This is a genomic window from Streptomyces sp. NPDC030809 (genome assembly GCF_055572195.1).
In genome coordinates, this window is sequence record NZ_JBVIDV010000021.1 from 145,495 (window position 1) to 169,917 (window position 24,423).

27 protein-coding genes and 1 pseudogene are annotated in these 24,423 nt (G+C 72.8%); 15 read left to right on the forward strand and 13 right to left on the reverse strand.

The window, feature by feature from the left end; genetic code table 11:
* Window positions 1-72: 72 nt before the first annotated feature.
* The gene (locus tag ACZ407_RS26120; RefSeq protein ID WP_468132287.1) at window positions 73-756 is read right to left on the reverse strand and encodes a hypothetical protein; all 684 of its coding nucleotides are present in this window, start codon (window positions 754-756) and stop codon (window positions 73-75) included.
* Window positions 757-1,003: 247 nt separating this feature from the next.
* Complete coding sequence (locus ACZ407_RS26125) at window positions 1,004-1,423, reverse strand: ASCH domain-containing protein (protein ID WP_468132289.1); 420 nt, start codon at window positions 1,421-1,423, stop codon at window positions 1,004-1,006.
* A 152-nt stretch (window positions 1,424-1,575) separates the two neighbouring features.
* Here ACZ407_RS26125 and ACZ407_RS26130 point away from each other — a divergent pair.
* From ACZ407_RS26130 to ACZ407_RS26155, 6 genes and pseudogenes are all read left to right on the forward strand, one after another.
* A pseudogene (locus ACZ407_RS26130) lies at window positions 1,576-1,683 on the forward strand (helix-turn-helix domain-containing protein); the annotation flags it as partial.
* A 57-nt stretch (window positions 1,684-1,740) separates the two neighbouring features.
* A complete protein-coding gene (locus ACZ407_RS26135; RefSeq protein WP_468132348.1) occupies window positions 1,741-1,872 on the forward strand; it encodes a hypothetical protein in 132 nt (43 codons plus the stop codon).
* A gap of 51 nt (window positions 1,873-1,923) precedes the next feature.
* A complete protein-coding gene (locus ACZ407_RS26140; RefSeq protein ID WP_468132291.1) occupies window positions 1,924-2,268 on the forward strand; it encodes a hypothetical protein in 345 nt (114 codons plus the stop codon).
* 38 nt (window positions 2,269-2,306) lie between these two features.
* Entirely contained in the window at window positions 2,307-2,468 is a 162-nt protein-coding gene (locus ACZ407_RS26145; RefSeq protein WP_468132293.1) for a hydrophobic protein, read from the forward strand.
* A 48-nt stretch (window positions 2,469-2,516) separates the two neighbouring features.
* Window positions 2,517-2,918, forward strand: a complete 402-nt coding sequence (locus tag ACZ407_RS26150; RefSeq protein WP_468132295.1) for a PRC-barrel domain containing protein — start codon at window positions 2,517-2,519, stop codon at window positions 2,916-2,918.
* Between the two features lie 435 nt (window positions 2,919-3,353).
* The gene (locus ACZ407_RS26155; protein ID WP_468132297.1) at window positions 3,354-4,256 is read left to right on the forward strand and encodes a tyrosine-protein phosphatase; all 903 of its coding nucleotides are present in this window, start codon (window positions 3,354-3,356) and stop codon (window positions 4,254-4,256) included.
* A gap of 74 nt (window positions 4,257-4,330) precedes the next feature.
* Here ACZ407_RS26155 and ACZ407_RS26160 read toward each other — a convergent pair whose 3' ends face one another.
* Window positions 4,331-5,656 (reverse strand): MFS transporter, encoded by a 1,326-nt coding sequence (locus ACZ407_RS26160; protein WP_468132299.1) that lies wholly within the window; start codon window positions 5,654-5,656, stop codon window positions 4,331-4,333.
* Window positions 5,657-5,758: 102 nt separating this feature from the next.
* Complete coding sequence (locus tag ACZ407_RS26165) at window positions 5,759-6,991, reverse strand: citrate/2-methylcitrate synthase (RefSeq protein WP_468132301.1); 1,233 nt, start codon at window positions 6,989-6,991, stop codon at window positions 5,759-5,761.
* An 80-nt stretch (window positions 6,992-7,071) separates the two neighbouring features.
* On the opposite strand from ACZ407_RS26165, the gene ACZ407_RS26170 reads away from it, so the two are divergent.
* Window positions 7,072-8,334 carry a citrate synthase gene (locus tag ACZ407_RS26170; RefSeq protein WP_468132303.1) on the forward strand — a complete coding sequence of 421 codons (1,263 nt, stop codon included), beginning with the start codon at window positions 7,072-7,074 and terminating at the stop codon, window positions 8,332-8,334.
* A 61-nt stretch (window positions 8,335-8,395) separates the two neighbouring features.
* On the opposite strand, the gene ACZ407_RS26175 is transcribed toward ACZ407_RS26170, so the two are convergent.
* Window positions 8,396-9,259 (reverse strand): hypothetical protein, encoded by an 864-nt coding sequence (locus tag ACZ407_RS26175; protein WP_468132305.1) that lies wholly within the window; start codon window positions 9,257-9,259, stop codon window positions 8,396-8,398.
* A 199-nt stretch (window positions 9,260-9,458) separates the two neighbouring features.
* Between ACZ407_RS26175 and ACZ407_RS26180 the strand changes: the two genes are divergently transcribed.
* The gene (locus ACZ407_RS26180; protein WP_468132307.1) at window positions 9,459-10,253 is read left to right on the forward strand and encodes a hypothetical protein; all 795 of its coding nucleotides are present in this window, start codon (window positions 9,459-9,461) and stop codon (window positions 10,251-10,253) included.
* 28 nt (window positions 10,254-10,281) lie between these two features.
* Here ACZ407_RS26180 and ACZ407_RS26185 read toward each other — a convergent pair whose 3' ends face one another.
* The 3 genes from ACZ407_RS26185 to ACZ407_RS26195 form a co-directional block, all read right to left on the reverse strand.
* Entirely contained in the window at window positions 10,282-11,181 is a 900-nt protein-coding gene (locus ACZ407_RS26185) for a hypothetical protein (protein WP_468132309.1), read from the reverse strand.
* Window positions 11,178-12,203, reverse strand: a complete 1,026-nt coding sequence (locus ACZ407_RS26190) for an SPFH domain-containing protein (protein WP_468132311.1) — start codon at window positions 12,201-12,203, stop codon at window positions 11,178-11,180. Before ACZ407_RS26190 ends, ACZ407_RS26185 begins: the two co-directional genes overlap by 4 nt.
* Window positions 12,204-12,428: 225 nt before the next feature.
* Window positions 12,429-13,340, reverse strand: coding sequence for a LysR family transcriptional regulator (locus tag ACZ407_RS26195; protein WP_468132313.1), 912 nt, complete (start codon window positions 13,338-13,340; stop codon window positions 12,429-12,431).
* 70 nt (window positions 13,341-13,410) lie between these two features.
* Between ACZ407_RS26195 and ACZ407_RS26200 the strand changes: the two genes are divergently transcribed.
* The 3 genes from ACZ407_RS26200 to ACZ407_RS26210 all read left to right on the forward strand — a co-directional run bounded on the left by ACZ407_RS26200 (window position 13,411) and on the right by ACZ407_RS26210 (window position 15,907).
* The gene (locus ACZ407_RS26200; protein ID WP_468132315.1) at window positions 13,411-14,394 is read left to right on the forward strand and encodes an NAD-dependent epimerase/dehydratase family protein; all 984 of its coding nucleotides are present in this window, start codon (window positions 13,411-13,413) and stop codon (window positions 14,392-14,394) included.
* A 24-nt stretch (window positions 14,395-14,418) separates the two neighbouring features.
* Window positions 14,419-15,303 (forward strand): aldo/keto reductase, encoded by an 885-nt coding sequence (locus ACZ407_RS26205; protein ID WP_468132317.1) that lies wholly within the window; start codon window positions 14,419-14,421, stop codon window positions 15,301-15,303.
* Window positions 15,304-15,382: 79 nt separating this feature from the next.
* A complete protein-coding gene (locus ACZ407_RS26210) occupies window positions 15,383-15,907 on the forward strand; it encodes a VOC family protein (RefSeq protein ID WP_468132319.1) in 525 nt (174 codons plus the stop codon).
* A gap of 170 nt (window positions 15,908-16,077) precedes the next feature.
* Here the strand turns inward: ACZ407_RS26210 and ACZ407_RS26215 are convergent, their stop codons facing one another.
* Both ACZ407_RS26215 and ACZ407_RS26220 read right to left on the reverse strand, forming a co-directional pair.
* Window positions 16,078-16,944, reverse strand: coding sequence for an AraC family transcriptional regulator (locus ACZ407_RS26215; protein ID WP_468132321.1), 867 nt, complete (start codon window positions 16,942-16,944; stop codon window positions 16,078-16,080).
* A 54-nt stretch (window positions 16,945-16,998) separates the two neighbouring features.
* Window positions 16,999-17,766 carry a phytanoyl-CoA dioxygenase family protein gene (locus ACZ407_RS26220; protein WP_468132323.1) on the reverse strand — a complete coding sequence of 256 codons (768 nt, stop codon included), beginning with the start codon at window positions 17,764-17,766 and terminating at the stop codon, window positions 16,999-17,001.
* 274 nt (window positions 17,767-18,040) lie between these two features.
* On the opposite strand from ACZ407_RS26220, the gene ACZ407_RS26225 reads away from it, so the two are divergent.
* Window positions 18,041-18,793: a slipin family protein gene (locus ACZ407_RS26225; RefSeq protein WP_468132346.1), complete on the forward strand. Its 753-nt coding sequence runs from the start codon at window positions 18,041-18,043 to the stop codon at window positions 18,791-18,793.
* Between the two features lie 135 nt (window positions 18,794-18,928).
* On the opposite strand, the gene ACZ407_RS26230 is transcribed toward ACZ407_RS26225, so the two are convergent.
* Window positions 18,929-20,596 (reverse strand): carbohydrate binding domain-containing protein, encoded by a 1,668-nt coding sequence (locus ACZ407_RS26230; protein WP_468132325.1) that lies wholly within the window; start codon window positions 20,594-20,596, stop codon window positions 18,929-18,931.
* Between the two features lie 509 nt (window positions 20,597-21,105).
* Between ACZ407_RS26230 and ACZ407_RS26235 the strand changes: the two genes are divergently transcribed.
* The 3 genes from ACZ407_RS26235 to ACZ407_RS26245 all read left to right on the forward strand — a co-directional run bounded on the left by ACZ407_RS26235 (window position 21,106) and on the right by ACZ407_RS26245 (window position 23,562).
* Window positions 21,106-21,978 (forward strand): papain-like cysteine protease family protein, encoded by an 873-nt coding sequence (locus ACZ407_RS26235; protein WP_468132327.1) that lies wholly within the window; start codon window positions 21,106-21,108, stop codon window positions 21,976-21,978.
* Window positions 21,979-21,998: 20 nt separating this feature from the next.
* Window positions 21,999-23,000 (forward strand): hypothetical protein, encoded by a 1,002-nt coding sequence (locus ACZ407_RS26240; RefSeq protein ID WP_468132329.1) that lies wholly within the window; start codon window positions 21,999-22,001, stop codon window positions 22,998-23,000.
* Between the two features lie 115 nt (window positions 23,001-23,115).
* Window positions 23,116-23,562, forward strand: a complete 447-nt coding sequence (locus ACZ407_RS26245; RefSeq protein WP_468132331.1) for a hypothetical protein — start codon at window positions 23,116-23,118, stop codon at window positions 23,560-23,562.
* A gap of 47 nt (window positions 23,563-23,609) precedes the next feature.
* Here ACZ407_RS26245 and ACZ407_RS26250 read toward each other — a convergent pair whose 3' ends face one another.
* Both ACZ407_RS26250 and ACZ407_RS26255 read right to left on the reverse strand, forming a co-directional pair.
* Window positions 23,610-23,999: a PIN domain-containing protein gene (locus ACZ407_RS26250; protein WP_468132333.1), complete on the reverse strand. Its 390-nt coding sequence runs from the start codon at window positions 23,997-23,999 to the stop codon at window positions 23,610-23,612.
* Complete coding sequence (locus tag ACZ407_RS26255; RefSeq protein WP_468132335.1) at window positions 23,996-24,280, reverse strand: hypothetical protein; 285 nt, start codon at window positions 24,278-24,280, stop codon at window positions 23,996-23,998. The genes ACZ407_RS26250 and ACZ407_RS26255 overlap by 4 nt, the downstream gene beginning before the upstream one ends.
* Window positions 24,281-24,423: the final 143 nt, after the last annotated feature.

Below are 24,423 nucleotides of genomic sequence, written 5' to 3' on the forward strand. Positions count from 1 at the left end.
TCGGTCCGTCGGTCGGGCGGTCCGTCGGCCCGTCGGCCCGTCGATCGGTTGGCCGGTTGGCCGGTTGGTCGGTCAGCGCAGGCTGGGCATCTCCCGTTCGATGACGGTCACCGGGACGCCTGCCGCGGCGGCCAGTTCGGCGCGGAACTCGGCCGATGCCGCTCCCGCGGCCGTGCTCGTGACCTCCAGGCCGGACGCGTCCGGGGAGGCGCCGATGCTGTGCACCGGGAGCGCGTACGCGCCGAGCTCCATGCTCACCTTCTCCTGGGCCGCCGCCAGGGTGCGCTCGGTGTAGCGGCTCTTGTACACGTCGATCAGGGTCACGTCCACGGACGGGTCGGTCTTCCTCGTGGCCGCAACCAGTTCCGCTCCGCGCGCCGGGTCCGTGAGGCAGATCGCGACGCGGCCCGCCGGATAGTCGTGGATCGCCGTCCCGTAGACATCGGCGAGCGGCCCCTCCACGACCTTGGCAATGGCCTCGGTGAGCGGCTTCGTCTCGGGTGTGTTGGCGGGTGTGCCGTCGATGGTGGTGGGTGCGGGGCGGTCCATCCACGCCTCGGCCTTGGGGCAGTCCTTCCCCGCCGGGGCACCCGCCCCGGCCTCGGCCGACGGCTGTCTGCCGCCCTTCACCAAGGTCGTGCCCGTCTCGCCCGTGCCGCCCGACTCACCCGTTCCGGCCGTACCGCAGCCCGCTGCGAAGGCCAGGGCTGCGGCCGCCGCGGCCGCCCGTAACGCCCGTGTGGAGATGCGCATCATGTCCCCGTTTCCCGGTCTTCCGGTTTCCCGTCTTGCCCTCCACGGCGGGGCCAGGTCCTGGCTCCGGACCGTGCTTCGAGACTCGGACGTGCTCGCACGCCCGGCGGTTCCCCGCGCGCTGGACGCCCGCGCCGGCCATGCGGATCCGGCCCCGGAGCGCATCCGCCGGGGCGCATCCGCCGGGGCGCGGGCGCTCGACGAGCCGAGGTGCCCGAAGGAGCGGCCGGCGACGGAGGCTTGAGCTTGGTCAGCCGCTCGCCGCGAGCGCCAGGCGGAAGCGGACGACGGTGACGGGGTCGGCGGGCTTGATGTCGGGGTAGTGGAACCGCAGCCTGTCGTGCAGTTCGGCAAGGTCGCGGAAGCCGTCGGCGAGGGCGTCCGCCTCGGTCAGCTCGGCAACGCTCTTGGACGTGGTCTCGGTGACCACACCGGAGAGCACCACCTCGTCGTCCAGCTCGAACACCATGTTCACCGGACCCCTCTCCACCGGGTCGCGGAACCGCACCGTGCTGGTCTTCCGCCCCGTGCGTACGGCGTCGAGATAGGCGCGATGGAAATGCAGGGACTGCGTCGCGGCCGGGCACGGCGCTCCGTCGGACGCCGGGGACTGCTCCCCCCGGACACGTTCCGGATCCGCTTCCGTCGGCAGGTGCATCGTGTTGTCCATCCGACAGACACTACTCGTGCGCGGTTCCCGGCCGGGCGCCCCGGTGGACGTTCGCGGTCACCGCACTGGCGGGCCGGCGCCCACGGCGCGAAGGCGTTCTCCACCGTGCGCAGGGTTCCCCGCAGTTCCGGGAAGTGGCGCAGGAGCACGGGGTGGTCAATCGAGCCGACTGCGGGTCAGCACATCGCGCCGGCTCGCACGTCGGGTGCGCCCGGGTGGTCTACAACGATGCGCTGGCCGCCCGAAGGTCCGCCCGTCAGGCGGACCGGTCGAAAACGTACGTGCGTCAAATCCGGGAACCCGGGCATGCGCGGTCCATGACCCCGAACACACTGCACGAACTCGCCGTCGCCACCGACCCGCCGGGTCCCATCTGGCTCCATCTGCTCCTGCTCGCCCTTGCGTTGGGCGTGCTCGTCAGCAGCCTGACCAGCGGCCGCGGCCGCTAGAGCGGCCCCCGCGGGCCGCACCGCCCACGGAAGGAAAGGAAGAGAGGCTTCATGACACTCCGACATTCCCCCGCGGCACGGAACCCGTTGGGCGCCGCCATCGAGGCGCTCACCACCCCACCGCGTTCCCGCACCCGGTTGCGCGACCGGTTCCGCAGCCGGTCCCGCAAGGGCTCCCGCCCGCAGCGCCGCGCGGCGTCCCTCGCCCGCCTCATCACCGACGCGGCCTCCCGCACCGCCCGCCGGGCCGAAGAACTCGCCGGGCGGTGCGTCCGGACAACCCGCCGCTACATCCGCAGCCGCAGCCACGGCCACGGCCACATCCGCAGTCACGGCCGCATCCGCAGTCACGACTACAGGCACAGGCACAGCCACAGCCGTAGCCACAACCGCTGACACCCACGCGCACCCCGAGCCCACGGAGGCAAACGAACATGGTCCCCCTGCTCCTCGTACTGCTCCTCGCCCTCATCCTCTTCGGCGCCGGATTCGCGGTGAAGGTGTTGTGGTGGGTGGCTCTCGCCGTGCTGGTCCTCTGGCTGCTCGGCTTCGTCGCCCGCCCCACGGGCAGTTCCGGCCGCTGGTACCGCTGGTAGCAGCGCCGACAGGAGGAACCCACCAAGCCGCAGAGAAAGGAAGCCCTCATGTACGAGAACCAGGCGAACAACGACTCCGGCACCGCGCACCGCCAGAGCATCTGGGCCTACCGCCTCGCCGTCGGCCGCCTCGAAGGGGTGGACCTGACGGGTTTCAAGGTGGAGGCCCTGGACGGCAGCATCGGCAAGATCGACAAGCATTCGGCCGAGACCGGCTCCTCGTGGATCGTCGTGGACACCGGCCCGTGGATCTTCGGCAAGGAAGTCCTCCTGCCCGCGGGCACGATCACCCGCATCGACCCCACGGAGGAGAAGGTGTACGTCGACCGGACCAGGGAGCAGGTCAAGGACGCCCCGGAATTCGACCGCTCCCAGCACCTCGGCAACCCCGACTACCACCGCGAAATCGGCGGGTACTGGGGCGACGCCCCGATGGGCCGCGACTTCTGACCGCCGACCCGCCCCCGCGTTCCCTGCCGGCCCTTCCTGCGCCAGGGCCGGGAACGCCGGGGACGTGCCCCCGCCCGCAGTCCGCGGGCGGGGGCACGTGCGTGTGCGGTGCGGCCCTGGCACCGATCCCGGCGGGCGGCGCTGCCCGCCTCCGTCTGCCGTCAGGCCGACAGCGCCGTCCTCAACTCGTACGTCCCGTCCGCGGAGCGGCCTGCCTGGGGCCCGTACGTGATGACCACGGCCGACGGCAGGCGGAACGTGCGCAGTCAGCGGCTTGCCGCCTCCTTCGGACCGGTCGGCAGTCCGAGACGTGATGACAGGGATTGCCATCCTGCAGACGCTGACAATTTTTTCGCTGATCACCGTGTCAACATCTTCAGCTTTGAGGATCCACGCGTTACGGTCCCGCTCCCGCTACAGGAAGGAACCCTTCGCGTGCGATCCCTCACCCGTGTCCTCAGCGCGTCCGCCGTCGTCCTGGCCCTCGCCGTCCCGCTGGCTCCCGCCGCCTACGCGCAGCCCCACGCCCGCACGGCCGCGGCCGCCTCCGCAAGCCGCGTCGTCTCCGTTCCGGGTACGGTCAACTTCCGCGACCTGGGCGGCTACACCACCTACGACGGCAAGACCACCAAGTGGGCGACCGTCTACCGCTCCGAGGGGCTCTCCAAGATCCCCGCCGAGGGGACGAGCGCCCTCGCGGGCCTCGGTCTGGGCAGCGTGATCGACCTGCGCGTCAGCGCCGAGCGCTCCGCCGACGGCCTCGACCGGCTCCCGGCCGGAGTCGTCGCCACCTCCCTTCCCGTGGACGACACCAACCTGTTCGCGTTCATAGGACAGGTCGTCCGCTCCGGCGATCCGAACTACCAGCAGCAGCAGCTCGGCAACGGCGCCGCCGAGGCGCGCATGATCGCGCTGTACAAGGGGTTCGTGACGAACTCGGCGAACCGGGCCGCGCTGGGAGCCGCGATCAGGAACGTCGCGAACTCGACGAAGCCGGTGGCGTTCCACTGCTCCTCGGGCAAGGACCGCACCGGGGTCCTCGCGGACACCGTTCTCCGCGCGGTCGGTGTGCCCGCTTCCACGTCGGAGGGCGACTACCTGCTGTCGAACCCGCTGCGGGCGGGGGTGGACAAGGCGCTCCGCGACCAGGTGAAGGCCGCCGGGTACATGCAGAACCCCGACCTGCTGATCCCGCTCCAGGAGGTCCGCTCCGACTACCTCGCCGCGTTCCGGGACCAGGCAGTCGCCTCGTACGGCAGCTTCGGGAACTTCCTCACCCAGGGGCTCGGGCTCACGGCGTCCGACCTGGTGAAGCTCCGCTCCCGCACCGTCGGCTGACCCCCGCCCCAAGCCCCCGCCGACCGGCCGCCGCCGGGGCGGGGGCTTTGCGCCCCGGGCCCACTGATCCCCCGTCAGGCGGCCCGGACCTGGGCGTCGGGCTCGTGACCGGGGGTTTCGCGGGCGGCGGCTTCGCGGGCGGCGCGGCGGCGGAGGGCGTCCTTGTCGGTGCGGGCGTCGTACGTGAAGAGCTTCGGGAGCAGGGCGGAGAGGATGGCGACCGAGGCCACGCAGGCCACGCCGCCGGTCCAGAACGCGGAGCGGGTGCCGGTCCAGCCCGCCATCGTGCCCGCCCGGACCTGGCCGAGCTGCGGGCCGACGCTGTACGAGAGGACCTCGATGCCCGCGAGGCGGCCGCGCAGTTCCTCGGGGATGGTCTGGTTCCAGATGGTGGCGCGGCCGAGGCCGCTGAGCATGTCGCCCGCGCCGGCCACGGCCAGGCAGCCGAGGACCACCCAGATGCTGCCGGTCCAGCCCGCCGCGGCCACGGCCAGGCCCCAGACGCTCGCCCCTCCGATCACCAGCAGCCCGTGCCGGTGGACCCGGGAGGTCCAGCCGCTGGTCAGGCCCAGCAGCAGGGATCCGACCGCGCCCGCCGCGTACATGAGCCCCAGGGCCCACACCGCGTCGAGCTCGTCGGCCAGGAAGGGGAAGATCGTGTTGGGGAAGGCGAAGAACATCGCGGCGAGGTCCACGGCGTACGTGCCGAGCAGCACGGGCCGGCTCCACGCGTACCGCGCGCCTTCGGCTATGGAGCGCAGCGAGGGCCGGTCGGCGCCGTGGGCGGGGGGCGCGGGTGCCAGCCGGCTGCACAGGAGCACGGAGGCCGCGAAGCCGGCCACGGTGATCGTGTAGGCGGAGGCGTAGCCCGCGTACGCGACGACCAGGCCCGCCAGGGAGGGTCCGGCGATGGCCCCGATGTTGTAGCGCAGGGAGTTCAGGGCGGCCGCGGCCGTCATCTGGTCGTGCGGGACGATCCGGGCCATCAGGGAGTCGAGGGCCGGGCGCTGGAGGCCCGCGAGGCCGGAGACCCCGGCGGCGACCACGTACAGGGGCCACAGGAGGGGGTCCGGCAGCATCGCGTTGACCAGCAGGATCAGGGCCAGGATGCCGAGTCCGGCCTCGGTGAGGAGGATCAGCCTCCGCCGGTCCACCGCGTCCGCGAGGGCCCCGCCGTAGAGGCCGCAGACCACCAACGGGATCAGCTCCACCGCGCCCATCGCGCCCACCGCGAGCGGGGAGTCGGTGAGGTGCTTGATCTGGAGGGGCAGGGCGATCATCGCCATGAAGGAGCCGAAGAAGGTGACCGTGCCCTGCCAGAACAGGAGCCGGAAGTCCCGGCTGGACCGCCAGGGGGCGAGGTCGGGCAGGAGGGCGGCGCGGCGGCGGGGAGTACTCACGACGGATCATCGTCCGCGAGTCGGGGGAATCGGACAAATCATTTATGGGACGCGGTGCCGGTGGGGCGGGCCCGGTCGGCCAAGTCGTCAGGCCGGGAGCCGTCAGGCCGGGAGCGGCGGTACGGGCTGGGGCGGGGTGGGTCCCGTGTACCGGGCGGCCGGTCGGATGATCTTCGAATCGGTGGCCTGTTCCAGGACGTTCGCGCTCCAGCCGATCACGCGGGCCGCGCAGAAGGTCGGGGTGAACATCTCCCGCGGCAGTCCGCACAGCTCCATGACCACGCCCGCGTAGAACTCCACGTTGGTGTGCAGTTCGCGGCCCGGCTTGAGCTCGGCGAGGATCTCGACCACCTGCCGCTCGACCTCCACCGCGAAGTCCACGAGGGGGCCGCCGAAGCCGAGGGCGATCTCGCGCAGCATGCGGGAGCGGGGGTCCTCGGTGCGGTAGACGGGGTGTCCGAAGCCCATGATCCGGTCGCCCGCGAGGACGCGTTCGCGGATCCACGGTCCGATCCGGTCCACGGTGCCGATCGCGTCGAGGGTGTCCAGGGCGCGGCTGGGGGCACCGCCGTGCAGCGGGCCGGAGAGCGCGCCGACGGCCCCGGTGAGACAGGCGGCGACGTCGGCGCCGGTGGAGGCGATCACCCGGCCGGTGAAGGTCGAGGCGTTGAAGCCGTGGTCGACGGTCAGCATCAGGTACTGCTCGATCGCGCGGGCCCGGGCCGGGTCGGGCACCTCGCCGGTGAGCATGTAGAGGTAGTTGGCGGCGTACGGGAGGTCCGCGCGCGGTTCGACCGGTTTCAGGCCCCGGCCCAGCCGGTGCAGGGCGGTCAGCAGGGTGGGTACGGCGGCGCAGGCGGCGAGTGCGTCCGCGGCGCGGCGGTCGGGGGTGAGGTCGTACACCGGCTCGAAGCCGGCGGCGGCGCCGAGCAGCGAGAGTGCGGTGCGCAGCCCGGCGAGGGGGCCGGAGGGGCGGGTGGCGCGGGCCAGGTCCGGCAGCACGGCCCGTACTGCCGCGGGGAGGCTGCGCAGGGCGGCGGTCTCGGCGGTGAAGGCCTCGCGCTCGGCGGCGTCCGCGGGCAGGGTGCCGCGGAACATCAGGTGCCAGACGTCCTCGAAGCTGCGGCCGGCGGCGAGCTCCACGGCCGAGTAGCGGCGGTAGTGGTAGAAGCCCTCGCGGCCCCGGACGTCGCCGAGCTCGGTCTCGGTGACGACGACTCCGGCGAGGCCGCGCGGTACTTCGGTGGTGCGGGCGGCGAGGTCCGCTCCGGCTGTGACGTCGATCGTGGCCGCGTTCGTGTCGGCGTTCGGGTGTGCATGCGTGTGGGTGTTCATGCATGGACCATCCATGATGGATTGAATCGCTGTCAATGTTGATTGGATCAATATCGTCATCCCTCTGTAGGGTGTGAGGCATGACTGACCAGACCGCCGACCGCGGAGGACGCAGGCTCAGCACGCAGGAGGCCGCGCGGGTGCTCGGGGTGAAGCCGGCGACCGTGTACGCGTACGTGAGCCGGGGCCTCCTCGCGAGTCGCCGGGAGGCATCGGGGCGGGGCAGCAGCTTCGACGCCACCGAGGTGGAGGCCCTGGCGCGGCGCAGTCGGCGCGAGGCGGCCGCGCCCGCCGGCGCCGGGGAACTCTCCGTCCGCACGGCGCTCACCCTCATCGAATCCGACCGGTACTACTTCCGCGGCGTCGATGCCGTGTCCCTGGCCTCGCGCCACCGCTACGAGGAGGTCGCCGAGTGGCTCTGGACGGGGACCCTCCCCCCCGGGAGCCGGTTCAGCGCGCCCCCGCAGGCGCTGGAGGCCGCCCGGCGGGCGGTGGACGCCCTGCCCTCGCACAGCGGCCCGGTCGACCGGCTCCGGGTGGCGGTCGCCGCGGCCGCGGTGGCGGATCCGCTGCGTTTCGACCTGTCGGAGGAGGCCGTACTCAACTCCGCGCGCGCGTTGATCCCGACACTGGTCGGAGCGCTGCCCCCGCTGGGTACCGCGTGGGCCGGCGACGGCCGGATCGCCCGGCAGCTGTGGTCCCGGCTGACACCGCGGGAGCCCGACCCGGACGCCCTCGCCGTGCTGGACCTGGCCCTGGCGCTGCTCGTCGACCACGACCTGGCCGCCTCCACGCTGGCCGTACGGGTGGCCGCCTCGGCGCGCGCCCATCCGTACGCGGCGGTGTCGGCGGGGCTCGGCGTGCTCGAAGGGCCGCTGCACGGCACGGCCGGCCGGCTCGCCCACCGGATGCTGGTGGACGTGCTGGACCAGGGCGGAGCCGCACCGGTGATCGCCGACCACCTCCGGGCGGGCCGCCGGGTCCCGGGCCTGGGCCACCGCCTCTACCGCGGCGAGGACCCCCGGGCCGTGGCGCTCTTCGCACGGCTGGAGGAGCTCGAACAGGCCGGTCCCGCGCTGGCCGCGGCCCGCGAGGTGGCCGCGGTGATGGCCCGTCAGGGCGGACTGCACCCCAACGTGGACCTGGCCCTGGCGGTCCTGACCGTCTCGTGCAGCATGTCCGCGGAGGCCGGGGAGACGGTCTTCGCCGTGGCCCGCACGGCAGGCTGGATCGCCCACGCCCTGGAGGAGTACCAGGAACGCCCCCTCCGCATGCGCCCGAGCGGCCAGTACCACGGCCCCCGCCCACCCCAGCCCTTGCCCACACCGGCGCCGGCGGACTGATGGGTCACCGGCTGCGCCTCCGGCACGGAACGCCGCCTCCGGCACGGAACGCCGAGGAGCCTCAGCGAGAGCGGACGGCTGTGATGGTGAAGCGTTCGATCTCCGTGATGTGGCCGCCGGTGGAGGCCACGACGGTCTGGACCGGGTCGGTGGGGCGGGTGTAGGAGACGGTCGCGGTCCAGGGCTGGTTCGAGCCACCGGCGGGGGTGCAGCAGCTGGTGCCCAGCGGTCGGACCGAGGACGGCTCGCGCACCTGCACCCTGATGCTCTCGTCCACGCCGGTGATCCGGCCGCCGACCCGCAGCGGGGAGCCCGCCGCGGCGCCGTACGCGGGCACCGTCAGGGTGAACGTCGTGTCGTCGGTGCCGACGACCTCCCAGGGGGCGTCCGCTCCCGTGCCGTACCGGACCAGGTGGATGACCGCCGCGGTGCTGCGGCGGGCCTCCGCGGGGGCGCTCGGGCCGACGCCGATCCGCGCGTGCCGGCCGTTGACGGAGGTCGAGGAGACCCGGTCGATCTCCTTGAAGCCCAAGTAGCCCTGGACGAAGGCCAGTGCGGTGTCGTCCGCGCCCAGGTGCCAGGGCTGGTGGCCGCCTTCGCGGTAGGACTTCTGCCATGCCTGCGCCTGCGCGTACGTCGTGAACGGCCACAGCGGCTGCAGGCCCGCCCCGAGGGGCGGTTCGGACGCGCCCGGAGTGCGGGTGGCGGCGGTGGGCGCGGGAGCGGTGGGCTGCCCGGTCGCCGTCGCGGACCCGGTGGCCGCGCTCGGGGTCCGGGACGGCTCACCCGGGCGCGCCGCGCCCTGTCCGGAGCCGCCCTCGCAGCCGGTCGACAGGAGCCCCGCGACCGCCGCGGCGGCGAGGAAGCGGAAGAGGAAGCGGAAGCGGAAGCGAAAGGGGCGGGTGGAGCGGAGCCTGATGTTCATGCGGGGACTCCAGGACGGTCGCACCGGACGAGCACTCCCCCACGCCGGTGGGTGCAGCCGGTGGCGCCATGGTCCCACCGGACCGCCCCGCTGGGAAGCGGAACCGGCACGTTCACCCTCCGCCGGTCCGGGCCCCGCCCCCGGCCCGGGCCCCGCCCGCGGCGCCGGACCCCCCAACCCCGTATGGCAGGCTCGGACCATGACGTGGAGCAGCGAAACCCCCTCGTGGCAGGACGTGGTGCAGGCCCTGCGGGAGGCCTCGGCGGCCGAGGAGACCGTACGCCTGGGCCCAGGGGTGGGCGACGAGGAGATGGACGGCTGGGGTGTTGCCGTGCCCGGGCCGGTCCGGGAGATCTGCCGCCGGGTCGGAGTGCTCCACGTCGGCGGCCACGGCGAGTTCGGGGCCGCGTTCCCGGCCGGGGCATCCGGCGGCGGAGCCGCGTGGCGCTGCGGGGACCCCGGCTCCTTCCGCATCGTCCACACCAACGCCTGCGCGGAGACGTACTACGTGGACGTCGACCCGGCCACCGGCGCGTGGGGGCCGGTGTTCCGGTTCTGGGAGGGCCACGGCGCCGAGCTGGTCGCGCCCTCGCTCCAGCACTGGCTGTTGACCGTCGCCGGACTGGTGAAGTACGCCGCCCGGGACGCGGAGGAGCACTTCGACGGCTTCTCCACCGCCTTCCTGAACTGGTTCTCCGGGGACTTCGCCGACGCCGGCGAGGAGTTCCCGGAGGACGCGCCGGAGGTCGTGGCGCGCGCGGCCGAACCCGCGACCGCCGTGCCCCTCACCGCCGGGGCGGCGCGCGCCTCGGACGACCCGGTGCTGGCGGACGCCGGCTCCCGACTGCCCGAGAGCGCCCTCCTGGCCGACCTCCGCACGGCGTCCGGCCCGACCCGGGTCCCCTTCGGCCGCCATCCGCAATGGCCGGGCGGCACGCCCGTCTACCGGCGCTTCCACGGGGGCACGGTCCTCGCGGCGGTCGGCGGGGCCTGACCGGCGCCCGACCGGGCCGGCCAGGGGCTCACGTCACCAGGTGCAGGGAGGTGTCCGCGATGGACAGGCGTACGCTCTGGCCCCAGGTGAGTTCCAGGGCGTCGTTCTCCATTCCGTCGCCGAAGACCACGAGCCGGTCGGACTCCACGGTCAGCTGCAGCCCCTGCCCCCGGCCCAGTTCGCCGGCGACCTTCGTCGTGCCGGTCGTGGGCGAGGGCCAGGCCTCGCGTACGAACCACAGGAGCCTCGGGTCCTCGGGGGCGGGCAGCCGGGCGGAGCCGCCGCGCTCCAGCCACAGGGAGCGCAGCCAGCCGGTGGCGCCCGTGCCGGTGCCGACCAGCACCCCGGACGAGGCCTGGGCCTCCTCCGGGCCCTCTTCGCCGTCGCAGCCCAGGCGGTAGCGGACCGTCTGGTGTCCGCGCGAGCCGAGGTAGATCTCGTTCAGCGCGACCAGCCGCTGGGTGTCGTCCGCGACGGCCTCGACCATGGTCAGCTCCTCGGCCCGGCCCCCGGCGGCCGTCGCCGCGCGCAGCAGGGCGGCCGTGTCGGCGCAGCGGTGGCGGACCAGGACCCCGGGGTTGCGCCCCGGGTCGCTGTCGATGCCCACCACCGGCTGCCCGCGCAGGTACTTCGCGGTGTTGGCGACCAGGCCGTCCTGGCCGACCACGACCACCACGTCCTCCGGGGCGAACAGGAAGCGGTCCAGGTCCGCCCGCTCCACCCGCGCGCCGCGCCAGGTGAGCGGCACCGCCGCCGCCACCTCCCGCAGCGCCTGCTGCGTACGGTCGTGGCGGCGGACCACCTCGTCGATGGAACGGCCGCGGCTGGAGAGGAAGAACGCGGCCTGCCCGTGCGTCCCGTGCCGGGCGAGGAGTTCCTCGTACTCGGTCCTGCGGTGGACGAGCACCGCCCGCGGGGCCAGGCTCACGCGTCCGTGCCGCCTTCCGGTGCCGCGGCCGGGCGTCCGAGCCGGGAGAGGAGCGCGGTGAGGACGTCGGGCGAGAGCGTGATGCTCTCGATCCGCGGCAGGTTCTCGGCCAGCCGGGTCGCGGCCAGGGCGTGCAGGGTGCCCGGGCCGGCCTCGTCGTGCACCCGCAGCCAGGCGGCCTGGGCCTCGGAGCGCGCTGCGCCCGTGGCGCGGGCCGCCTCGGCTTCGGCGCGGGCCAGGCGGACCTTGCGGGCCGCCTCGGCCTCCGTGCGCACGCCGTCCGCCGCCGCCTTCTCCTCCGCCTCGCGGCGGGTGTTGATGCCGCGCTGCTCGACCAACTGCTCTTCACGGCGGGCCAGTTCGATCTGGCTGGCGAGCTCGTTCTCGGCGATGGCCCGCTCCCGCTCGACGGCGACGGCCCGCCGTTCGTAGGTGGCCCGGTCCGCCTCCTGCTGGATCTGCTCGCGGGCGGGAGTGCGCAGGGCGCGCTCCACCTCGGCCTCCGGGCGGATGGCCACGACGCGTACGGCCACCACGTCGATGCCGGTGGCGGGGAGTCGGGGCTCGGCGGCGAGTCCGGCCGCGACCCGCTCCCGTACGGAGGCGACGCCGTCCACGAGGGCGACGGCCAGCGGGGTGCGGGCCAGGACGTCGAGGGCGTGCTGCTGCGCGGTCTCGGTGAGGAGGGTGGCGATCTGCTCCAGCGGGGCGGCGCGCCAGCTTCCGGTGTCCGGGTCCACGGAGAAGTCGAGCCGGTCGGCCGCCTGGGCCGGGTCGCTGATCCGGTAGGTGACGGTGGCCTGTACGGAGACGTCCTGGAAGTCGGACGTACGGGCGTGGAAGGCCATGGCCAACTCGCGGTCGTCGACCGGTACTTCGGAGAGCGCCGCGGACAGCGACCGGTACCAGAAACTGAGCCCGCGCCCGTCGTGGACGAGCCGGCCGCGCTTGTGGTGGCGGATGTGTGCGGTGGGCGCGGAGCGCAGATGACGCCAGCCGAAGCGGCGGGTGATGTCGGCCATGGCAGCAAACCCCCTCGATTTCGTCAGCGCGACGATAATGGGCGGATCTTCATATCGTCAAGAGGACGAAAATCGGGACGCGCGGGGCGCCGACCGCGACCGGCAACCGCCGCCGCGCCCGGGCGGCCCCGCCCCACCCCGGGCGGGGGCGGGGCAGGGCCTGTTCGGGCATGCTCCCTCGGTCAGTTCGGTGCACGCCCCACCACTTCTGGAAGTTCACCCCCGTCAGCCGCCCGCGGACAGTGCCGCCGCCTGTTCCCGCAGGGCCTCGATCAGGGTCGTCGCGGACGGATGGTCGGTGCGGTGCAGGACCGCGATGCCGATGTGGCGGGCCGGGGCGGGTGCCGGGATCGGTACGACGCGCAGGCCCGGGAGGTCCGGCGGGAGGGCCACGGAGGGGATCAGGGAGACGCCGATGCCGGCTGCGGCGAGGGAGCAGGCGAAGAAGTAGTCCGTCGTCGTGCCGCGGACCTCCGCGGTGAAGCCGGCGCGCTCGGCGTACCGGTGCAGGTACGCCTCGGTCTTCAGGCAGCCCAGGACCCAGGGCTCGTCGGCCAGTTCGGCGATCTCGAGGGCCTCGCGCCCGGCGAGCGGATGGCCCTCGGGGAGCACGACGTGCAGCGGGTCCTCCATCAGCGCGATCCACTGCACCCCGGCACCCCCGCCCGGGCCGCCCGGCAGCGGGCCGTCGAAGTGGTAGGCGAGGGCGGCGTCCACGGCGCCCTGCCGGACCAGGGGCAGGCTGTCCTCCGGCTCGGCCTCCTTGACGTGGACCACGGTCCCGGGATGGGCGGCCGCCAGGCGCGGCAGCGCGCCGGGCAGCAGGAGGCGGCCGCCGCTGGTGAACGTGGCCAGGGTGAACTGCGTACGGCCGGTGCCCAGCCGATCCACCTGACGCCGGGCGTGGGCGAGTTCGGCGGCGACCGCCTCCGCGGCGCCGACCATGATCCGGCCGGCGGCGGTGAGCTTCACCCCGCGCGTGCTGCGCACCACGACCTGCGTGCCGAGGCTGCGTTCCAGGGCCGCGATCTGCTGGGAGACGGCCGAGGCGGTCAGGTGGAGGGCGGCGGCCGCCCGGTTGAAGCTGCTGTGCTCCGCCACCGCCCGCAGGATCCGGAGCCGCTGCACGTCGATCAACAGTTTTCCTTTAAACGCATCCATCAAGTCGCCACTTCTGCTGGTGACTCTAGGTGCCCAGGATGAGGGCATGCAAAAGAGGCAAGAGATCTGCGTCATCGGCGGAAACCGCTACTTCGGCAAGCTCCTGGTGCAGCGGCTGCAGGCCGCCGGCCACCACGTCACCCTCGTCAACCGCGGCTCGGCCGCCCCGCCCGCCGGCGTGGAGCACCTCGTCGTCGACCGCGACGACGAGGCCGCCCTCACCGCCGCCCTCGCGTCCCGTACGTTCGACGTCGTCGTCGACCAGGTCTGCTACACCCCGGTGCAGGCCGCGATCGCCGCCCGCGCCTTCCGCGGCCGCACCCGCCGGTACGTGATGACCTCCACCATCGAGGTCTACGACCCGGCCACCGCCGCCCTGCCCGCGGTACCGCCCGGCACCCCCGTACCGGAGGAGACCGTCGACCCCGCCGGGTGGCGGGTGGACGAGGCCCTGCCCTGGCACCTCGGCTCCTACCTGGAGGCGCACTACGCGGAGGGCAAACGGCAGGCCGAGGCCGTTTTCACGCAGCGCGGCGAGTTCGCGTTCGCCTCCGTCCGCAGTGCGCACGTGCTCGGGGGCGGCGCGCAGGAGTTCACCGGCCGGCTGGCCCACTACGTGGAGCACATCGGCCGGGGAGTGCCGGTCGCCGTCCACGGCGAGGCGCTGCCGACCGTCTTCATCCACTGGGAGGAGCTGGCCGGGCTGCTGCTGTGGGCGGCCACCGGCACCGGGTTCACGGGCGCCGTCAACGCCTGCTCGGACGGGCTGCTCGACGCGCGGACGCTGAGCGCCGTCGTCGCGGAGCGGACCGGTCTGGAGGCGGCCTTCCGGACCGTCGCCGCCGGCGAGGAGGCTTCCCCGTTCTCCTTCGACCGCCACTACGCGATGAGCAACGCCCGCGCGAAGGAACTGGGCTTCACCTTCTCCCGGACCGCCGACTGGCTCCCCGAAGCCGTCACCGAGGCCCTCGCGGCATCCGAACCCGCCGCGGCCGCCCCGACCGCTGCAGCAGCCGCGCCCACGGCCTGACCCCCGCACCCGGAAGGACCCCCCGTGAAGTACCGCACCCTCGGCCGTTTCCAGGTCGGCGCCATCGGCCTGGGCGCCATGCCCCTCTCCCTCGAGCACCGCCCGGACGAGCAGCGGGCCGTCGCCACCATCCATGCCGCCCTGGACGCCGGGGTCACCCTCATCGACACCGCGGACAGCTACCACTGGCACGCCGGTGAACGCGGCCACAACGAACTCCTCATCGCCCGCGCCCTCGCCTCCTACGGCGGCGACACCTCCGGCGTCCTCGTCGCCACCAAGGGCGGCCGGGGCCGCCCCGGCGACGGCAGCTGGACCGTCACGGGCACCCCCGACCACCTCAAGCGCGCCGCCGAGGCCTCACTGCGGCGCCTGGGCTCGGACGCCATCGGCCTGTACCAGCTGCACAAGCCCGACCCGGAGGTGCCGTGGGCGGAGTCGGTCGGCGCGCTGCGGGACCTGCTCGACGCGGGCACCATCCGCGCCGCCGGAATCTCCAACGTCACCGCCTCCCAGATCCTCGAGGCGCACACGATCCTCGGCGACGCGCTCGTCTCCGTGCAGAACCGGTACTCCCCCGCCGTACGCGACGCCGATCCCGAACTGGACCTGGCCACCCGCCTCGGCCTGGCCTTCCTGCCCTGGAGCCCCCTCGGCGGGATCTCGCGCAGCTCCCTGGACGGCCCCTCCGGCCCCACGTCCGCCGGCACCGCCTTCCACCGCATCGCGGCCGTACGAGGGGTCTCCCCCCAGCAGATCGCCCTGGCCTGGCTCCTGGCCCGGTCCCCGGCGGTCATCCCCGTACCGGGAGCCAGTCGGCCGGCGTCGATCGAGGACTCGGCCGGGTCGGCGGACCTCGAACTGGACCCGGCGGAACTGGCGGAGCTCGCCGGGTCCTGCGTGTTCTAGGTCCGGATCTGTCCTACTCGGGTCCTAGGGTCGTCCCATCGCGAAAGGCCGCACGAGGCGACGAGAAGGGACGAGACCGATGAGTCACGCTGCACCCGAGGGCTACACCAGCGTTGCGCCGTGGGTCGTCACCGACGACACCGGCGCGCTGCTCGACTTCATCACCGCCGCGTTCGGCGGCGAGGAACTCGCGCGGGTGCCGGTCGAGGACGGCACCATCGGCCACGGCGAGATCCGCATCGGCGACACGGTCCTCCTGGCCTTCGATCGGCGGCCCGACTGGCCCGCGATGCCCTCGCTGCTGCGGGTCTACGTCCCGGACGCGGACGCCGCGATGGCGGCCGCGGTCGGGCACGGGGCGCAGGTGATCACCGAGGCCGCCGACAGCGCGTGGGGAGACCGCGGCGGCCGGGTACGGGATCCGTTCGGCAACATCTGGTGGGTGACGAGCCGGGTCGAGGACGTCACACCGGACCGGGCCTGGGAGCGTCTGTCCGAGCCGCAGTACGCCGACGCGATGCGCGCGGCCCAGGAAACGCTGGATGCCGCACTCAGCGGCAGGAAGTCGGGGGTGGCAAGCGCGCCGCAGCGCCCGGCCGACTGAGACCGGGCCGGGGGCCTGCCCACGGGCCGGGCCCGGGGTCTTCCCACGGACCGGTCCGCGTACCGGCCCACGCGTGTGCGTCGCGGAAGAGCCCGGAGCCCGGGGGAAGCTCCCCGGTGTCCGGCCGCCGGCAGCCGCGTTCCTGAGGAGGCTCCCGGGCCCGGCCGCCGTCAGCCGCACTCCGGCTCCACCGGCAGCCACAGTTCGGCGTCGGCCTCGGTCCGCTCCGGCGACAGGCGGATGCGCAGGAGCTCGGGGCCGGTGCGGGTGCGGTACGGGTTCGACGGGAACCACTCGGTGAACACGTCCCGCCACAGCTCCTGGACGGCTCGGGGCACGGGCCCGCTGGTGGTGAAGACCGCCCACGTGCCGGCCGGGACGGCCAGCGTGGACGTGCCCTCCGGAGCAGTCGCGGAGGTGACCACGCCGTGGTGGTAGTCGAGTTCCGTGCCCTCGGCGCGCCCGGGGTCCAGGCCGTCGCAGACGGCGACGATCCCGTGCGGCTCCTGGTCCGACAGGTTCTCCAGGTGCTCCAGGGCCCGCGGGTCGATCCCGCGGACGAAGTCCATGATCGCCTGGTTCGGGCCCGCGTACACCAGCGGCACCCGCGTCCTGAACCCGACGACGGTGAAGCCCGGCCTGTCCACGATGCGGTACCGCATGCTGCTGCTCCCCTCGACAACGAGGCGGAAGGCCATCCGCGGCTGGGAGCTGAGGGCGGCCCCGGTACGCCGGGCCTCACCCGGTCCGATGCCGTGCATGGCGCGGAACGCCCGGGCGAACGCCTCACCGGATCCGTAGCCGTAGCGCACCGCGATCTCCAGCAGCGTTGCACGCCCCGCGAGCACCTCGGCTCCCGCAAGGGTGAGCCGACGGCGCCGGACGTACTCCGACAGAGGCATGCCCGCGAGCGAAGAGAACATCCGGCGCAGGTGGTGCTCCGAGGTGGCCGCGATGCGCGCCAGCTCCGCCACGTCGACATCTTGGTCGAGACGGCCCTCGATGTGCTCCATGGCCCGGTTCAGCCGCTCCAGCACGCCCGGCCCCCCTTCCTCGTCCCTCTTCGTCCCTCATCCCTCACCCCTCATCCTTCATGCGTCCAGACCCCGGCGGATCGCGATCTCCACGGGCGAGTACGCACCGTCGGCCCGCTCCAGTTCGTACGGCGCAGCCGGCATCAGCGGCGGCTGCGCCATGAAGCGCGGCCGCACCCCGTGGTGCGGTTGCGCGGCGTGCACGAGGAAGGGATGGCAGAGGAAGATGTCGCCCGGGACCCCGGTGGCGAGCGCGGTGGGCCGGTGCTCGGAAGCCGCCACCAGATCGGGCCCGAGCGTCAGTCCGCTCGCCCCCTCCTCCCCGTACTGCTCCAGCACCTTCGGCACGTCGAGGTGCGAGCCGACCCGGATCCGGGTCGGGGCGTCCTCGTCCCCGACCTCGCTGAACAGGAACAGCATCAGCAGGGCCCGGCCTCGGGAGCGCAGGTTCGTGAAGTACCAGCTCTCGCCATCCGGCAGATAGCTCCCCTCGATGTGCCAGCCCGCGTCGTCCGGCTCGTCCTCGTGCGGGAAGCGCAGCGGAAACGTGCCCAGGGAGTACCGCGGCACCCAGCGTCCCGCGCCGACGAGCAGGTCGTACGCGTGGTGCAGGGACGGTGAGTTGGGCGCAGCGGCGAACGGACCCTGCGCCATGCCGCCCACCCAGTGCACGGGCTGCTTCCACGTCGACGGGTCGTCGGGCTCGCAGCCCGTCTCCCGCCACAGCAGCCGCGCGCAGTCTGCGGCCACGCGCGGCGCGACGGCGCCCTCCAGCTTCACGAAGCCGTCGCGGAGGAAACGGGAGACCAAGGTCGTGTCATCCATGCCCGCCATGGTGCGGGGGCCCGGGTGCCGGTGACCCGACATTTTCCGTGCCTACCTCGTCGGGTCCTGGCGACGGGCGTACGGTCCCCGGGCCCCCGCCGATGCGCAAGTTTGACCTTCTCCTGACCCTGGTGCTGCATCCGCACCGGAGCCTCCCGTGTCCTCGTCTGTGTCGGATCCGGTTCGGTACGCGAGGAGGTCAACTGCCGTGGATGGTGCTGTTGTCGGATCGGCTGTCGTGTTGGTCGCCGTCCTGCTGGTGCTGCGCAGCGGGATGCGGGTCGTCAACCAGGTGGACCGCGGCGTGGTGTTCCGCCTGGGCCGGGCGCTGCCGCAGTGCCGCCGGCCCGGGATCACCTTCCTCATCCCGTTCGTCGACCGCATGCGGAAGGTGAACGTGCAGGTCGTCACGCTTCCGGTGCCGACCCAGGAGGGCATCACCCGGGACAACGTGTCGGTGAAGGTGGACGCGGTCGTGTACTTCAAGGTGGTGGACCCGGTGCGGGCCGCCATCGAGGTCCAGGACTACCTGTTCGCCGTCGGCCAGGTCGCCCAGTCGTCCCTGCGTTCCATCATCGGCAAGAGCGACCTCGACGACCTGCTCTCGGACCGCGAACGGCTGCACGAGGGGCTGGCGTTGATGATCGACAGCCCTGCGGCCGGCTGGGGCGTCCACATCGACCGCGTCGAGATCAAGGACGTACAGCTGCCGGAGTCGCTGAAGCGCTCGATGTCCCGGCAGGCGGAGGCCGAACGGGAGCGGCGGGCCCGGGTGATCACCGCGGACGGCGAGTTCCAGGCGGCGCAGCAGCTGGCCAACGCCTCGCGCATCATGGCCGACACGCCCGAGGCGATGCAGCTGCGGCTGCTGCAGACGGTGGTCGAGGTGGCGGCGGAGAAGAACTCCACGCTCGTGATGCCGTTCCCGGTCGAGCTGCTGCGCTACTTCGACCGGATGGCCAAGCAGCCGGCCGCGGGCAGCGCGCCCGAGGTCCCGCCGCAGGGCGCACCCGACCCGCGGTCCTGAGCCGCACCCGACCCGCGGTCCTGAGCCGCGCCCGACCCGCGCTCCTGAGCCGCGGAGCGGCTGCCCCGGTCCGTGGGGCAGCCGCCGCGGGTGCTGCGTACGCCTGCACGTACGTCACCTCGGGGCGCGGGCGGGTCAGCGGCCCTGGAGGGACTTGACGTTGTCGCCGAAGCCCCAGCCCTTCGAGCCGTCCCAGTTGATCGACCAGGTCATGAGCCCCTTCAGCGATCCGCTGAAGGCGTTCCACGACTGGGCGACCAGGCCCGGTGCCATGTGGCCGCCGCCCGCGCCGGGCTGGGCCGGCAGTCCGGGCACCTGCTTGTCGTACGGCACCTTGATGGTGGTGCCCTGGATGACCAGGCCGTTGTTCAGGCAGGTGGTCTGCGCGGTGAAGCCCTGCACGGTGCCGGCCTGGTACGAGTCGCCGGAGCAGCCGTACATGCTGCCGTTGTAGTACTGCATGTTCAGCCACCACAGCCGGCCGTTGTCGGCGTACTTCTTGATGATCGGCAGGTACGAGCCCCAGATCGACCCGTAGGTGACGCTGCCGCCGGTGACGTACGCGGTCTCGGGCGCCATGGTCAGGCCGAAGCCGGCGGGCATCTGGGCCAGCACCCCGTCGATGATGCGGATCAGGTTGGCCTGGGAGGCGGACAGCGTGCTGATGCTGCCGCTGCCGGACAGGCCGGTCTCGATGTCGATGTCGATCCCGTCGAAGTTGTACTTCTTGAGGATCGGGACGATGGTGGCCACGAAGCGGTCGGCCACCGTGCTGGAGCTCAGGTCGATTCCGGCGGTGGCGCCGCCGATGGACATGAGGATCGTCGCCCCGGCCGCCTTGGCCTGGCACATCTCGGCGGGGGTGGCGACCTTGACGCCGGTGTCCATGCCGTCCTGCCACAAGGCGGTGCCGTCGGAGAGGATCACCGGGAAGGCGGCGTTGATGACGTTGTAGCCGTGGGCGGCGATCCGGCTGTCCGTGATGGGGATCCATCCCATGCCCGGGTGCACGCCGTTCGCGGCGCCGTCCCAGTTCTCCCAGTAGCCCTGGAGCACCTTGCCCGAGGGCTTGGGCTTCGTGGGACAGGTCTCACCGGGCGGCTGGGTGGTCGGGGGCTGCGTGGTCGGGGGCTGCGTGGTGGGCGGCGCGGTCGTGGGCGGCCGCGTGGTGGGCGGCGCGGTCGTCGGAGGCGCGGTGGTGGGCGGCGCAGTGGTCGGCGGGGGGCTCGTGGGCGGCGGGGTGGTGCCGCCGGGGCCCGTGAGCGACACGTCGTCCGCGTAGTAGGCGGGCTGGCCGTACCAGCCGTGCAGGTAGACGGTGACGGACGTGGTGCTCGGCCCGGTGGTGAAGCCGACGGTGAGCGGGCCGTACGACGCGCTGCTCGGGGTCCAGGTGGACGTGGTGCCGCCGAGCCCGGTGCCGGTGGCGCCGAGGTAGACGTAGCTGCCCTGGACGTACGCGCTCAGGGTGTACGCGGAGTTGGGCTGGACGCTCACCGTCTGGGAGCACTGGGCGTTGTCCTGGCCGCTCGGCACGGCTTTGAGTGCGGAACTGCCGGTGCGGACCGGGCTGCCGACGGCCGCGCCCGAGCCGCCGGAGCAGGTCCAGCCGGCGAGCCCGTTCTCGAATCCGGGGTTGGACACCAGGTTGGCGGCGGCGTCCCCGGCGGCGGTGGCGGCCCCGGCCGTGACGGATGCGGCCAGGGCCGTGCCCCCGGCGATGACGGCGGCGGCGCACCCCGCGGCGAGGGAGCGCCGCAGGACGGACGGGGTGCGCGGGGTGGGTGGCCTTCGACGGAACATGCGGTGCTCCCTTCCCGCCGAACGCCATGGCCATGACAGGCTCGTGGGGGGCGCGACGCCCGGCTGTGGGTGAGGTGGGGATGTGGGGCCGTGCCGGTCCGGATCGTAGGAGCGGCGAGAGGCCCGGTCAATAGGTCTGGACCAATGACCTGAGGCGGGGCGGCCGTCGCGGCACCTGCCGCCTCACCGGCCGTAACAGGGTTAATTCAGCTGGTAGTTATTGGATGAATACTTGACTGAATTCCCGTCAGTAGCGACTCCGCGATTATCTCGATTCGATAACGAGATCGCCGAAAAAGGCCTGGACCAACTCACCCCCCAAGCGCAACTCCCCTTTTTTCAAAGCCAACTGACTGTTCATCAAATGAATATAGCCAGGTAACGGTCAGATATATCGAGGCCAATTCCCGTTTGTCCGAAATCTCCGCCGTACCCGTCTGGCAGGCTTCCGCACACCTTCCTTCGATCAAGGATTTGAGGTGCATATGACGACGACTCGAAGGAGCGTGATGCACAAACGTCGCGCGTCCCACCGCAAGAAGGCGCTCATAGCCGCAGCCACCACCGCACTCTCCGGCGGCCTGCTGTTCGGCTTCGGCGCACTCGCCCAGGCCGATCCGGTCACCGGCACGGTCACCGGCGGACAAGGCGGCTACCAGACCGTCAACCACCGCGCCAGGCCCTCCCTTTCGGCGCAGATCAACGGCTCCTCGAAGGTCGGCGACAAGGTCCGGATGACCTGCCGGACCACCGGCGACACCGTGGAGAACAACCCCCGGTGGATCTACACCGGCTCGTACTACATCGCCGACGCCTTCATCTACGAGAACACCTCCCCCCTGCCGGTCTGCGGCTCGACGCCGAACCCGAGACCCACCCCCACGGCGCCGACGACCCCCACGGCCCGGAAGACACTCGGCATCGACATGCAGAAGCAGGTCAGGACCCAGTGGTGCTGGGACGCCTCCGGGGTGACCATCGCCAAGTACTGGGGCCACCCCGTCAGTCAGGAGCAGTTCTGCCGGCTCGCCGCCCAGGGCACCTGGGTGGACTGCAACAACCAGCCGGCGACCCTGGAAGACATGGCCAACGGCCTGGCCGGGGCGGGGCTGAGGAACAGCGGCCGCAGCCTCTACCGCAACGCCTCGTTCGACGAGTCCGTCGCGGAGATCTCCGCGGGCCGGCCCTTCGGCGTCCGCTTCGGCTGGCGGAGCGGAGGCGGCCACATGAACGTCATCTACGGCTACGACAAGACCAGCAGCATGATCGCGGTCGGCGACCCGTGGCAGACCACCCAGACGTACACCTGGTGGAACTACTCCACCTACGTGAACAACAACCAGTTCCAGTGGACCCACTCCCGCATCGGCATCCACGGCTAGGGATGAGGAGCACACCAGCCATGCAGCACATACGACGCACCCGGCGGGCGGCCGTCCGGGCCGCCGCCCTCGCCACGGCCGCGCTCGCCTCCGCCCTGTGCACCGTCGTTCCCGCGCACGCCGCGGACGGGGACGGCATCCCGGGCTACGCGTCCGCCCGGCAGACCGTACGCAGCGACCAGCTCCGCGACACCGTCTCCCGCTTCCTCGTCGCCGCCCGGCAGCACGGCAGCAGCACCGCCCCCGCCGCGGACGGCGGCCCGGTCGGCGCACCCGCGAACGCACCCGCGCCGGACAGCGCGCCGCCCGGGTTCGGCCTCAAGGACCCGGTGCCGGTGTTCGAGATCAGCCCCGAGTTCGTGACCGGCAGGACCCCGGCCACCCCGAAGACGGCTCTGCGGCTGACCTACCTGGCCTCCCGCGTGGCCGCAGCCGACGGCAAGAACGCCGCCGTACTCCTCGCGCCCAAGCGGACCGCCGCCGCGATGGGCAGCAGCCCGCAGCAGGCCGGTGCGGCGGGCTGGGAGCTGGCCGGCATCCGCGACGGCGACGACGACGTCAGCCTCGCCGAACGCGGCACCGCGCAGAACCGCGCCTTCACCGAGCCGCAGATCCACGCCTGGTACCGGCTCACCGCCGCGGGCAGGGTCGAGCCCCTCAACTCGGAGGCGACCGCCGGCCTCGGCGGAAAGCGCTCCGTCACCCTCGCCGCGTACCAGAAGCTGGTCCACGCCCGCTACGGCGACAAGATGCCCGGCTCGGCGTACGACCGCAAGGGCCTGGCCGGCGGCTACGGCGGCCTGACCGACCCCCTGTCCGGCTCCGCCGGGTCCGCCGGGTCCGCCGCGTCCGCCGCGTCCGAGCAGGCCGCTGCCGCAGCCGCGGCCCCGGCAGCCGGCCCGTCCCACCAGGCCTGGACCATCGCCGGAGCAACGGCAGTCCTGGCGGCCGTGGGCGGCGCAGTGGTACACACCCGCCGCCGCAGGCCGACCGCAGCACCCGCGTCCACTGACCTGACCTGACCCGGCCCGACCTCGCAGGGCACGCCCCTCCGACGGGGGCGTGCCCGGGGGCCCGCAACTGTCTGCCAGATGCCGGATAGGGTGGTCCCACGGTTCGGGGGAGGGCCGTTTTCCCATGCGCCTGCACCATCGACACATCACCACCCGGCCCACGGCACGCGCCGCCCTGGCCCTGCTCGCAGCCGTTGCCCTGTCCACCGGCTGTACGCGTGCCTCCGGCCCCGTTCCCGAGAAGTACCTCGGCGTATGGGAGTACAAAGCCTCCTCGAGCCTCGGGGCGGGTTCGCCGCTCACCATCGAGTTCAGCATCAGGCAGGGCCGCACGGGCGACCACGTGGCACGGCAGAGGATCTGGGTCGATGACACCAATTGCCAGGAGGACTACACCCTCAAGTCCCCCGGCTCGCCACTCGTGCTGACACCGATCCGCGGCGTGGGAGGATGCGGCCAAGCCGAGCTCACGCTCGTCGTGGACGAGGGCGCACTGGAGCTGCAAACGCCGGACAGGCTCAACTCCCCTCGCCTGGAGAAGACCGCCGACAAGCCCCCGAAACTCGACTGACCCCTCCCCCGGCCCGAACCCGGCCGACCGACCAATGAGATGACCTCTCAGCCGATCTCCTCGGTCACGATCCGGCTGTCGATCTGCTTGTACGTGGCGGGGTGGCGGGTCAGTACGGGGAGGCCGGAGCCGAGGGCGAGGTGGGCGGAGTGGGCCGTGGGGAGGTCGGCGGCACGTTCGCGGGCGAGTTGGGCCACCGCCCAGCAGGCCGGCTCGTCCAAGGTGCGGAAGACGAAGCACGGGGCAGACAGTGCGTCCTGGACCATCTGCGCGACCTCGGGCTGTGCCACCGAGGTGAGCGCGTCGGTGAAGGCGACGGCCGGCACGTAGAGGGGCTGGACCTGCCGTACGGAACGAAAGACGCGCGCGGCCATGTACAGGTCGCCGTGGCCGAGCGCCGCCAGGGCGGTGTGGTCAAGGATGTAGCCGGAGTTCACGCGGCGCTCTGCTCCTGCTCCGCGCCGCCGAAGCCGTGGCGGTGGTCGGCCGCCTCCACCGCCGCGAGCGCCGCTTCCCACGCGTCGGGCTGCTGATCCGCCCGGGCCCGGTCCACGAGCCAGCGGACCGCACGCTCGGCGCGCTCGGCCTGGTGGAGCTTCGCGGACACCGCATCCTCGATCCACGCGGAGACCGACCCGGCCGGGTTCGCCTGCAAGAGCTTCTCGATCGCCGCCACCTTGTCGGTGTCGATCGTGATCGTGAGCTTCTTCTTCGCCATACCGGCACCATACCGATGCCGTACCACCCTGTCAGGCCGTCGGCAGAGCTCGTCCTGCCGGTAAACGCAGAAAAGCCCCGCACCAGAAGGTGCGGGGCTTTCCCACAATGATTGTTCGGCGGCGTCCTACTCTCCCACAGGGT